The organism is Mycobacterium montefiorense (genome assembly GCF_025823255.1).
Lineage (GTDB): Bacteria > Actinomycetota > Actinomycetes > Mycobacteriales > Mycobacteriaceae > Mycobacterium > Mycobacterium montefiorense.
This window is the reverse complement of the sequence record NZ_JACKVL010000009.1, coordinates 222,956-234,903: the sequence shown is the minus strand read 5'-3', so window position 1 is coordinate 234,903 and position 11,948 is coordinate 222,956. Positions and strand designations below refer to the sequence as shown.

General features: G+C 68.2%; 7 protein-coding genes and 1 pseudogene. 4 read left to right on the top strand and 4 right to left on the bottom strand.

Annotation, left to right across the window (positions count from 1 at the left end):
* Positions 1-17: 17 nt before the first annotated feature.
* The 3 genes and pseudogenes from H7K34_RS08695 to nei2 all read left to right on the top strand — a co-directional run bounded on the left by H7K34_RS08695 (position 18) and on the right by nei2 (position 6,066).
* A complete protein-coding gene (locus tag H7K34_RS08695) occupies positions 18-689 on the top strand; it encodes a TetR/AcrR family transcriptional regulator (RefSeq protein WP_264061452.1) in 672 nt (223 codons plus the stop codon).
* Positions 690-727: 38 nt separating this feature from the next.
* A pseudogene (locus tag H7K34_RS08690) lies at positions 728-5,307 on the top strand (ATP-dependent helicase).
* A 3-nt stretch (positions 5,308-5,310) separates the two neighbouring features.
* Positions 5,311-6,066 (top strand): endonuclease VIII Nei2, encoded by a 756-nt coding sequence (gene nei2 / locus H7K34_RS08685; protein ID WP_264061450.1) that lies wholly within the window; start codon positions 5,311-5,313, stop codon positions 6,064-6,066.
* Between the two features lie 20 nt (positions 6,067-6,086).
* Here nei2 and H7K34_RS08680 read toward each other — a convergent pair whose 3' ends face one another.
* Positions 6,087-7,004, bottom strand: coding sequence for a CE1 family esterase (locus H7K34_RS08680; protein ID WP_264061449.1), 918 nt, complete (start codon positions 7,002-7,004; stop codon positions 6,087-6,089).
* A 142-nt stretch (positions 7,005-7,146) separates the two neighbouring features.
* Here H7K34_RS08680 and H7K34_RS08675 point away from each other — a divergent pair, with 142 nt between their 5' ends.
* The gene (locus tag H7K34_RS08675) at positions 7,147-7,524 is read left to right on the top strand and encodes a DUF732 domain-containing protein (RefSeq protein ID WP_264061448.1); all 378 of its coding nucleotides are present in this window, start codon (positions 7,147-7,149) and stop codon (positions 7,522-7,524) included.
* Positions 7,525-7,856: 332 nt separating this feature from the next.
* Here the strand turns inward: H7K34_RS08675 and H7K34_RS08670 are convergent, their stop codons facing one another.
* The 3 genes from H7K34_RS08670 to H7K34_RS08660 form a co-directional block, all read right to left on the bottom strand.
* Positions 7,857-8,729 (bottom strand): pseudouridine synthase, encoded by an 873-nt coding sequence (locus tag H7K34_RS08670; protein WP_264061447.1) that lies wholly within the window; start codon positions 8,727-8,729, stop codon positions 7,857-7,859.
* Entirely contained in the window at positions 8,726-10,432 is a 1,707-nt protein-coding gene (locus H7K34_RS08665) for a glycerol-3-phosphate dehydrogenase/oxidase (RefSeq protein WP_264061584.1), read from the bottom strand. Before H7K34_RS08665 ends, H7K34_RS08670 begins: the two co-directional genes overlap by 4 nt.
* Before the next feature lie 96 nt (positions 10,433-10,528).
* Entirely contained in the window at positions 10,529-11,944 is a 1,416-nt protein-coding gene (locus tag H7K34_RS08660) for an NAD(P)H-quinone dehydrogenase (RefSeq protein WP_264061446.1), read from the bottom strand.
* Positions 11,945-11,948 lie beyond the last annotated feature (4 nt).

The window sequence follows — 11,948 nt, the reverse complement described above, 5'->3', positions numbered from 1 at the left end:
TGAGTACTATCTGACACATGCCAACGGCTAGGAGGCGGCTGTCCCCCGAGGATCGGCGCGCCGAACTGCTCGCTTTAGGTGCGGAAGTCTTCGGGAAACGGCCTTACGACGAAGTCCGCATCGACGAGATCGCCGAGCGGGCCGGGGTGTCGCGCGCCCTGATGTACCACTACTTTCCCGACAAGCGAGCGTTTTTCGCCGCGGTCGTCAAGGACGAGGCAGACCGGCTCTACGAGACCACCAACAAAGAGCCCATGGTCGGTCTGACGATGTTCGAAGAAGCCCGGATGGGTGTGCTGGCCTACATGGCCTACCACGAGCAGAACCCAGAGGCGGCCTGGGCGGCCTACGTCGGCCTGGGCCGATCCGACCCGGTTTTGCTGGGCGTCGAGGACGACGCCAAGAACCGCCAGCTCGAACACATCATGGACCGCATCACCGAGGTGGTGGCCGCGGTTCCCGGCGCGAAGCTGGAACCCGACATCGAACGGGACCTGCGGGTCATCCTCAACGGCTGGATCGCGTTCACCTTCGAGCTGTGCCGGCAGCGCATCATGGACCCCACGACCAGCGCCGAACGCCTTGCCGACTCGTGCGCGCACACGCTGCTGGACTCGATTACCCGGGTGCCTGAGATCCCCGAGGAACTGGCCCACGCGATGGCCACCTCTCGTCTTCAACCGCAGTAGCGGACGCTTTTGTCGGTGTCTGTTGGCACCATGGCTAGGTGAGCACCGAAGCACTCGAGCGGTTTAGCGCGATCACGCGCGAGTGGTTCGGCAGCACCTTCCCCGCCCCGACCGCCGCGCAGTCGGCGGCTTGGGACGCCATCGCCGATGGCAACAACACGCTGGTCATCGCACCGACCGGATCCGGCAAGACGCTGGCCGCGTTCCTGTGGGCCCTGGACTCCCTGGCCCGCCCCACCGACGCGGCCGAACGGCCGCGCGGCACGCGCGTGCTGTACGTGTCACCGCTCAAGGCGCTGGCGGTCGACGTGGAACGCAACCTGCGCACTCCGTTGGCCGGTCTGACCAGAATCGCCGAGCGGCACGGTCTGCCCGCCCCCGACATCAGCGTCGGCGTCCGCTCGGGTGACACCCCGCCGGCCCGCCGCCGCCAGCTCATCGCCTCCCCGCCCGATGTGCTGATCACCACCCCCGAGTCGCTGTTCTTGATGCTGACCTCGGCCGCGCGCGAGACCCTGGCCGGCGTCGCGACGGTGATCGTCGACGAGGTACACGCCATCGCCGCCGGCAAACGCGGTGCACACCTGGCGGTATCGCTGGAGCGCCTCGACGACCTCCGGGAAGGCCGGCCCGCCCAGCGCATCGGACTGTCGGCGACGGTGCGTCCACCCGAGGAGCTGGCGCGATTTTTGTCCGGCGACGCCCCGACCACGATTGTGGCTCCACCGTCGGCCAAGTCCTTCCAGCTCACCGTGCAGGTGCCCGTGCCCGACATGGCCAACCTGACCGACACTCCCCCGCAAGCGGGTGGTACGCCCTCCATCTGGCCCGATATCGAGGCCCGCCTGGTCGACCTGATCGAAGCCCACAGCTCGACCATCGTGTTCGCCAACTCACGACGGTTGGCCGAGCGACTTACCGCACGGCTCAACGAGATTCACGCCGAGCGTAACGGTGTCGACCTCTCGACCGAGGCCAATCGCAAGGTGCCCGGCGGGGCGCCGGCGCACATCATGGGCAGCGGCCAGACCTACGGCGCGGATACCGTGCTGGCCCGCGCACACCACGGTTCGGTCAGCAAGGAGCAACGCGCTCTGGTCGAAGAGGACCTCAAGCGCGGACTGCTCAAGGCGGTGGTGGCCACCTCGAGCCTGGAGCTGGGCATCGATATGGGCGCGGTCGACCTGGTGATCCAGGTGGAGGCACCGCCGTCGGTGGCCAGCGGCCTGCAGCGCATCGGCCGGGCCGGCACCAGGTAGGTGAGGTCTCCCGAGGTGTGCTGTTCCCCAAACACCGCACCGACCTGATCAGCTGCGCGGTCAGCGTGCAACGGATGCTGGCCGGGCAGATCGAGACGATGCGGGTACCCGCCAACCCGCTCGACATCCTCGCCCAGCAAACCATTGCGGCGGCCGCGCTGGAGCCGCTGAATGCCGACCGTTGGTTCGACACAGTGCGGCGGGCCGCGCCGTTCGCAACCCTGCCGCGCAGCGTGTTCGAGGCCACCCTGGACCTTTTGAGCGGCAAGTATCCGTCCACCGAATTCGCCGAGCTGCGACCGCGGCTGGTCTACGACCGCGACGCCGGGACGCTGACCGCCCGGCCCGGCGCGCAACGGCTGGCCGTCACCTCCGGCGGCGCGATCCCCGACCGCGGGATGTTCACCGTCTACCTGGCCAGCGAATCCGAAAAACCTTCGCGGGTAGGCGAACTTGACGAGGAAATGGTCTACGAGTCGCGCCCCGGTGACGTCATCTCACTGGGGGCCACCAGCTGGCGGATCACCGAGATCACCCATGACCGGGTGCTGGTGATTCCCGCGCCGGGGCTGCCGGCCCGGTTGCCGTTCTGGCACGGCGACGGCGTGGGCCGGCCCGCCGAGCTGGGCGCCGCGCTTGGCGCGTTCACCGGCGAGCTGGCCGGACTGGACCGCGAGGCATTCAGAACACGTTGCGCCGCATTGGGTTTCAACGAATATGCAACCGAAAACCTGTGGGTGCTGCTCGACGACCAACGGACCGCTACTTCGACGGTGCCCACCGATACCACCCTGCTGGTCGAGCGATTCCGCGACGAGCTGGGCGACTGGCGGGTGATCCTGCATTCGCCGTACGGGCTACGGGTGCATGGACCGCTCGCGCTCGCGGTGGGCCGGCGGCTGGCCGAACGCTACGGCATCGACGAGAAGCCGACCGCCTCCGACGACGGCATCGTCGTGCATTTGCCCGACACTTTGGCGGAAACCCCGGCAGGTGCAGAGCTTTTCGTCTTCGACGCCGACGAGATCGACCCGATCGTCACCGCCGAAGTGGGCGGCTCGGCGCTGTTCGCATCCCGGTTCCGCGAATGCGCGGCGCGTGCGCTGCTGCTACCCCGCCGGCACCCCGGCCGCCGCTCACCGCTGTGGCATCAGCGCCAGCGGGCGGCCCAATTGCTGGATGTGGCCCGCAAATACCCCGACTTCCCGATCGTGCTGGAGACCGTCAGGGAATGCCTGCAGGACGTCTACGACGTCCCGGCGCTGGTCGATTTGATGACCGGCATCGCAGCGCGGCGGGTGCGGGTGCTCGAGGCCGAAACCGCCAAGCCCTCACCGTTTGCGGCGTCGCTGTTGTTCGGCTACGTCGGCGCGTTCATGTACGAGGGCGATTCCCCGCTGGCCGAGCGCCGCGCCGCGGCCTTGTCGCTGGACAGCACGCTGCTCGCCGAGCTGCTCGGTCGGGTAGAACTGCGCGAATTGCTCGATCCCGAGGTTGTTGCCGCGACCGGTCGCCAGTTGCAGCATCTGACCGCCGATCGGGCCGCCCGCGATGCCGAGGCGGTCGCGGACCTGCTGCGACTGCTGGGGCCGCTGACCGAAGATGAGGTCGCCGCGCGGACTACGGCCGCCGACGGCATCGATATCGGCGGCTGGCTGGAAGGCCTGCGCGCCGCCCGGCGCGCGCTGACGGTGTCGTTCGCGGACCGCAGCTGGTGGGTAGCCATCGAGGACATCGGCCGGCTGCGCGACGGCGTCGGCGCCGCCGTCCCGCTGGGCGTCCCGACCACGTTCACCGAGCAGGTGGCCGACCCGCTGGCCGAGCTGCTGGGCCGCTACGCGCGCACCCACACCCCGTTCACCACGGCCGATGCCGCAGCCCGGTTCGGCCTGGGGCTGCGGGTGACGGCCGACGTGCTGAACCGGCTGGCCGGCTCGGGGTCTTCGGGAGGCCGGCTGGTGCGCGGCGACTTTGTCACGCCCGAAGTCACCCCCGGCGGGTCCGGCGGCATCGGCGGCGAGCAGTGGTGTGACGCCGAGGTGCTGCGGATTCTGCGGCGCCGGTCGCTGGCCGCGCTGCGTGCCCAGGTCGAGCCGGTCAGCACCGCCGCCTACGGGCGGTTCCTGCCCGCCTGGCATCACCTGGGCACCGCCAGCGGCACCGACGGGCTGATGTCCGTGATCGATCAGCTGGCCGGTGTCCGGATACCTGCATCGGCGCTAGAACCGCTGGTGTTGACGCCGCGGCTGACCGACTATTCACCGGCGATGCTCGATGAGCTGCTGGCGGCCGGGGAGGTCACCTGGTCGGGCGCCGGGTCGATCTCGGGCAGTGACGGGTGGATCGCCTTGCACGCCAGCGATTCCGCTCCGTTGACCTTGACCACGCCTGACGAAATCGACTTCACCGACACCCACCGCGCGATCCTGGAAACGCTGGCCGGCAGTGGCGCCTACTTCTTCCGCCAACTGGCCCAGGACGGGATCGGCGAAACGGCGCTCAAAGATGCGCTGTGGGAGCTGATCTGGGCGGGCTGGATCACCGGCGACACGTTCGCCCCGGTGCGCGCACTGCTGACGGGCACCGGAGCCCGCAACCGCTCCGCGCCCGCGCACCGCACCCGCCGGCCACCGCGGCTGAGCCGCTACAGCGTCGCGCATCCGCACGCTCGGACCACCGACCCCACCGTTGCCGGCCGCTGGTCGGCGCTGCCGGCCCCCGAGCCCGATTCCACACTGCGCGCCCATTACCAAGCCGAGTTGCTGCTGAACCGCCATGGCGTGCTGACCAGAGGCGCGGTCGCGTCGGAAAATGTGGCGGGAGGATTCGCCACCCTATACAAGGTTCTGAGCACATTCGAAGAGGCCGGCAGATGTCAGCGCGGGTACTTCGTCGAGTCGCTGGGCGGCGCGCAATTCGCCGTCGCCTCGACCGTCGACCGGCTGCGCAGTTACCTCGACGGTGTGGACCGGAAGCGACCCGAATATCGAGCGGTCGTGCTGGCCGCCGCCGACCCGGCGAACCCGTACGGCGCCGCGTTGCCCTGGCCCACGTCGGAGGGGGCACGCCCCGGTCGCAAGGCTGGCGCGCTCGTTGTACTGGTCGACGGCGACCTGGCCTGGTTCCTCGAACGCGGCGGACGGTCATTGCTGACGTTCACCGACGATCCCGGCTCCAACCACGCCGCCGCTCAGGGCCTGGCCGACCTGGTCTCCGCGCGTCGCGTCGAGTCGATCCTGGTCGAACGCATCAACGGGGTGCCCGCTCTGCAGCCGCTGGGCGGCGGGCCGAGCCCGGTCGCCGAGGCACTCTCAGCAGCCGGGTTCGCCCGCACCCCACGCGGAATGCGGCTGCGGTGAGCCATGCCCGAGGGTGACACCGTCTGGCATACCGCGGCCCTGCTGCGTGAGCATCTGGCCGGGCAGACGCTGACCCGCTGCGACGTCCGGGTGCCGCAATTCGCCACCGTCGACCTCGCCGGCAACGTGGTGGACGAAGTGCTCAGCCGGGGCAAGCACCTGTTCATCCGGGTGGGGCGGGCCAGCATTCACTCGCATTTGAAGATGGACGGCAGCTGGCGAGTCGGGAATCGACCGGTCCGGGTGGATCACCGGGCCCGTATCGTGCTGGAAGCCAACGACATTCGTGCCGTCGGCGTCGACCTCGGGGTGCTCGAGATCCTCGACCGCGACCACGACCAGGAAGTGGTCGCACATTTGGGGCCCGACCTGCTGGGCCCGGATTGGGATCCCCAGGTCGCCGCCAGCAACCTCGTTGCATGCCCAGGGCGGCCGATTGCCGAGGCACTGCTAGACCAGCGGGTGATGGCCGGGGTGGGCAACGTCTACTGCAACGAGCTGTGTTTTGTCGGCGGACATCTGCCCGGCGCGCCGGTCAGCGCGATCGCCGATCCGCGCCGTTTGGTCTCACGAGCCCGGGAAATGCTGTGGGCCAACCGCTTCCGTTGGAACCGCTGCACCACCGGTAACACCCGGGCGGGCAAGCAGCTGTGGGTCTACGGCCGCGCCGGGCAAAGCTGCCGTCGCTGCGGCGCTTCGATCATCGTCGACGACAGCGCCCCGCGGGTGGCCTACTGGTGCCCGTCCTGTCAGCGCTGAATCTCGCGAATCGACGTCGGCTAGTCGCGGGCGTGCGCCACGAAAAACTGGGCAATCGCTTCCGATCCGTCCAGCGCGCGCGTGGTCGGACCGATAACCGCCTTGGGCAGGTACTGCTTACCGCCCGGCCAGGTGTGCCCGCCGTTGTCGATCTGATAGAAGACCACCTCGGTCGCCGCCGCACACTGCGTCGAGTCGAAGCGGTGCACGACGGTGCCGTCCCCGACGTTGGGCAGCACCTGGGCCACCGGGTCCCCCTGGCAGCCGTCGGCAGCGCGCCACTTGTCCACCATGGTCTTGACCGAGATAGAGTGGCTCAGCCCGCCGCGACCGCGCACGTCCCCGCCGTTGAAATGCACCAGGGGATCCGACGTTCGGTGCGCCTCCCACACCGAGACCGGCTGCGACGGGTTACATGCCACACCCGTGCCCAGCGTTCCCGCCACCGGCGCGATCGCGGAAAAAACGTCAGCGCGATCGCAAGCCAGCCGATTGGACATGAAGCCGCCGTTGGACATGCCGGTGGCGAAGACATGCCCGGGGGCGATGTTGTAGTCGTTGCGCAGCTTTTCAGCGAGCCCGACCAGGAACTCAACGTCATTGATGTGACGCCGATCGGCGGGCGACGCCCCCCTTCCGTCGGCCCAGCTCTTGTCGTAGCCGTCGGGATAGACCACCAGCAGGTTGTTGGCGTCGGCGACGGCATCGAAGTCGGTCAGACCTCGCTGCCCTTTTCCGGTGCCGCCGCCTCCGTGCAGGCTGAGTACCAGCCCCGAGGGATCGCCGGGCGGCAGATGCAATATGTAGGTCCGGTTCATCCCGCCGGAACGGAACGTCCCGGACAGATCGCGCGCGGTGGCCGCGGAAACATGTTGCACACCGCAGCCGGCAAGACAGATCGCCAGCAGTGCCAGCGATAACCATCGTCCGTACGGCATTCCGTCAAATTACCGACCACGCGCCCGGGCCGACCAGGTCGGGCTGTTCATACCCTCACTTGCGTTGAAAACGCATATGTTCAACTGTTGGTCAGATTCCATCGCGTTGGCAACGATCGCTATATGAGCAATGATTAGGGGCGTGAAAATTGGCAAGCCCGGCCCCCTGTACGTGTCGTCGGGCACCCGAATCGTAGTTGCGATGGCCGTGTCGCTTGGTGTGCTCGGCGCAGGCTTAGCCCCTGCCGCCCACGCCGACGCGAACGACGACAAATTCATCCAACTCCTGGTATCCGACGGCATCACCCACGAATCGGTCCCGGCAGCGATCGGCGCGGCCCGCAAGGTCTGCGAGTACCTCTCACAAGGCATGACGCCCAACGAGGTGGTTACCGACGTGATGAACAGCAGCAGCCTGCCCGACTACGACGCCGGCTATTTCGTCGGCGCGGCCATCCGCGCCTACTGCCCGCAATACATGCCGCCACCTGCACCGCCGGCCGCGCCGCCGCAGATTTAAACAGTCGGACGGCGAGCCGTCAATCCTTAACCTCCGCCTGAGTGTAATGTTTAACATCAGGTGAACAAACGGAGGCGTACAAATGATCGCGAAGATAATTATCGGCGGTGCAGTCATTCTCGGGGCCACTGTTGGACTTGCGGCACCGGCGAGCGCCGACGTGGTGTTCAACCAATTTTCCTGTGCCTGCGGGGCACCGCCCCCGTTCGCCAGCCCGCTGGTAGCGGATCGGATAAATCAGGGCATATTCGACGCGGAAACCCGCCAGCTGCCCTGACGATCAGCATCGAGACCTTGAAGGCCGGCGACGATGACCAGGGCAGGCTCTTCGCTCATAACCAGACTCCCTCAATTTCTCGGCGGCTGACGAACTCGCGACGCGACCCGGCGAGCGGGTCGTCGAACTCGAGGCGCTGGGCAAGCAATCGCAGCGGAGTGCTGAAGTCACCGGCTGGCACATCAATAATGTTGGGGTATAACGGATCTCCGATGATCGGCAGCCCCAGTGACGCCATCTGCACCCGCAATTGGTGAGTGCGCCCGGTGCGCGGGGTGAGCCGGTAGTAGCCGTGCGGCGACAACAACTCCACCAGCGTCTCCGCATTGGGCTCTCCGGGCTCGCAACCAGCCTGTAAGTGGCCGCGGCGCTTGATGATTCGGCTTGTAACCACGCGCGGCAACTGGCACGCCGGGTTGACCGCCGCATGGGCCAGGTAGGTCTTGTGTACCAAACCACGGGCAAACAGCATCTGGTATGCGCCGCGGAGCTCGCGCCGGGCGGTGAACAGCAACACCCCCGCGGTCAGCCGGTCCAGCCGGTGGGCCGGGCTCAGCTCGGGCAACCCCAGCTCGTTGCGCAGCCGCACCAGCGCGGTCTGCGCGACGTGGCTGCCCCTGGGCATGGTCGCCAGAAAGTGCGGCTTGTCGACCACCACGATGTCGTCGTCGCGGTACAGCACCGGGATATCGAACAGCACCGGAACTTCATTCGGCAGGTCGCGGTAGAGGTAGACGCTGGCGCCGGCGGGCAGCACGGTCGCCGCGTCGATCACCGCACCGTCGGAGTCGACGACCTCCCCGGCCAGCACCTTGGCGCGGGCCTGTTCGCCAAACCGTGCAGTCAGCTCGGCCAGCACTGCCCCGCCATGCAGCCGGACCCGCGCGGGTCCCAATCCGTCGCGCACCGGCAGCGGGGCGGGTCTCAATTGAGCGGGACCGGCTCGAGGATCTCGGCGCGCGCTTCGGGCGCGCTGGCCCGCAACTCGTCGGCCGACACGTCGTCGGGCTGGGCCTGCGACAGGATCTCGGCCTCCACCCGTGCGTTGTAGTTGGCGACCTCACGGTTGACGTCCGCGGCGCTCCACCCGAGCACGGAAGCGACCAGCTCGGCGACCTCGCGGGCACAGTCCACGCCTCGGTGCGGGTATTCGATGGAGATCCGCATCCGGCGGGCCAGGATGTCCTCGAGGTGCAGGGCACCCTCGGCGGTAGCGGCGTAGAGGGCTTCCACCAACAAGTAGCCCGGCGCCTCCTTGATCGGGCTAAGCAGCTCGGGATGATCAGCAGCCAGCGCCAGCACCTCGTCCATCTGCGAGCCATACCGATCCAGCAGGTGACGCACCCGGTACGGATGCAGGCCCACGAGTTCGCCGACATGTTCAATCTGATTGATCAGGGCGAAGTAGCCGTCGGCGCCCAGCAGGCTCACCTTCTCGGTGATCGACGGCGCGACCCGGGCCGGCACGAACTGCACCGCGGTGTCGATCGCGTCGGCGGCCATCACCCGATAGGTGGTGTATTTGCCGCCGGCGATAGCGACCAGGCCGGGTGCGGGCACCGCGACGGCGTGCTCGCGAGAGAGCTTGGAAGTCTCCTCACTCTCCCCGGCCAGCAGCGGACGCAAGCCCGCGTACACCCCATCGATGTCGGCATGCGTCAACGGAGTGGCCAGCACGGTGTTGACGGTGGACAGGATGTAGTCGATATCGGCCTTGGTGGCGGCCGGGTGGGCCAGGTCCAGATTCCAGTCCGTGTCGGTGGTTCCGATGATCCAGTGGCTGCCCCACGGGATGATGAACATCACCGACTGCTCGGTCCGCAGGATGATGGCGGCGTCGCTGACGATCCGGTCACGCGGCACCACCACGTGTACGCCCTTGGACGCGCGCACCTGAAATCGCCCGCGCTGCTTGGACAGCGCCTGGATCTCGTCGGTCCACACCCCGGTCGCGTTGACCACGACATGACCGCGAACCTCGGTGACCGAGCCGTCCTCGGAGTCACGGACGCGCACCCCGATCACCCGGTCGCCTTCGCGCAGCAGCGCGACCGCCTGGGTGGAGCACCGCACGACCGCGCCGTAGTGCGCGGCGGTGCGCGCGACCGTCATCGTGTGCCTGGCGTCGTCCACGACGGTGTCGTAGTAGCGGATCCCACCGATCAGCGAGCTGCGCTTGAGGCCCGGGCTCAGCCGCAGCGCACCGGCGCGAGTCAAATGTTTCTGCGCGGGAACCGATTTCGCGCCGCCAAGGCTGTCGTAGAGGAAGATGCCCGCCGCCATGTAGGGACGCTCCCACCACCGATGCGTCAGCGGGAACAGGAACGGCAGCGGCTTGACCAGATGCGGCGCCAGCGTGGTCAGCGACAGCTCGCGCTCATAGAGCGCTTCACGCACCAAACCGAACTCGAGCTGCTCGAGGTAGCGCAGCCCGCCGTGGAACATCTTCGACGAGCGGCTAGACGTCCCCGAGGCGAAGTCACGCGCCTCGATCAGCGCGACCTTGAGCCCGCGGGTGGCGGCGTCAAGCGCGCACCCGCAGCCCACCACGCCGCCGCCGATGACGACGACGTCGAACTGTTCGGCTCCGAGTTGCTCCCAGGCCGCCGCGCGTTGCTGCGGGCCCAACATGGACAACGGGTCACTCACGGGAACGGACTCCTGTCGGTTACTCGTCAGTAGAGGTGCTTCACCAAGGCTAGTTCGTCGGTCGGTTCCGGGTTGCGGTCAGTCCAGATCGTCGTGTGCCATCAGCCGGCGGGCCGCCTCGGTGATCGAACCCGACAACGACGGGTAGACGGCCAGCGTCTGGGCCAGCTCGTTGACGGTGATGCGGTTTTGCACGGCCACGGCGATCGGCAATATCAGCTCCGACGCGATCGGCGCCACCACCACGCCACCGATGACCACGCCGGTGGATTTGCGGCAGAAGACCTTGACGAAGCCCTGCTGCAGTCCGGACATCTTCGCGCGCGCGTTGGTCCGCAACGGCAACATGATGGTCCGGGCCGGCACCGAGCCGTCGTCGATCATCGTTTGCGGCACACCGACGGCGGCGATCTCGGGCCGGGTGAACACCGTCGCCGCCACCGTGCGTAGCCGGATCGGGCTGACACCCTCGCCCAGCGCGTGATACATCGCGATCCGGCCTTGCATGGCGGCGACGGACGCCAAAAGCAGCAAGCCGGTGCAGTCGCCGGCGGCGTAGATGCCGGCCACCGATGTCCGCGACACCCGGTCGACGGTCAGGTAGCCGCCGCGCCCCAGCTCGATGCCGACGCGTTCCAGGCCGAGGCCGCCGGTGTTGGGCACCGATCCGATGGTCATCAGCGCGTGGCTGCCCTCGACGGTGCGGCCGTCGGCCAGTGTGACCAGGACACCGTCCTGGGTGCGGGTGACCGATTGCGCGCGGGCGTTCTTGACCAGCTGGACGCCGCGTTCGGCGAAAGCCTCTTCCAGCACCAGCGCCGCGTCGGCGTCCTCGTAGGGCAGCACCCGGTCACGGCTGGCGACCACCGTCACCGGCACACCGAGCTCGGTGTAGGCGTGGACGAATTCGGCGCCGGTGACGCCGGAACCCACCACGATCAGGTGTTCGGGCAGGGCCTGCAGGTCGTAGAGCTGCCGCCAGGTCAGGATCCGCTCGCCGTCGGGCTGGGCCGACGGCAGCACCCGCGGGCTCGCGCCGGTGGCGACCAATACCACGTCGGCGTCGTGCTCGGTGACCGTCCCGTCCGCGGCGGTCGCCCTGATGCGGTGCCGGGCCAGGCCGGGTGCGGAGTCGACCAACTCGCCCCGGCCCGCGACCACCCGCACGCCCTCGGCCAGCAGCTGAGCGGTGATATCGGCCGACTGCTCGGCGGCTAGCGCCTTGACCCGTTTGTGGATCTGCGGCAGCGAGATTTTGGCGTCGTCGATGTCGATGTCGAAGCCCAGCCGCGGTGCGCGGCGCAGTTCGGTGCGCAGCCAGGTCGAGGCGATGAACGTTTTGGACGGCACGCAATCGTCCAGCACAGCCGCCCCGCCGATGCCTTCGGAGTCGATGACGGTGACGTCGGTGGAATCGGGGTGCGACGTGGCGGCCACCAGCGCGGCTTCGTAACCGGCCGGGCCTCCACCGAGGATCACGATGCGGGTCACCACAGCC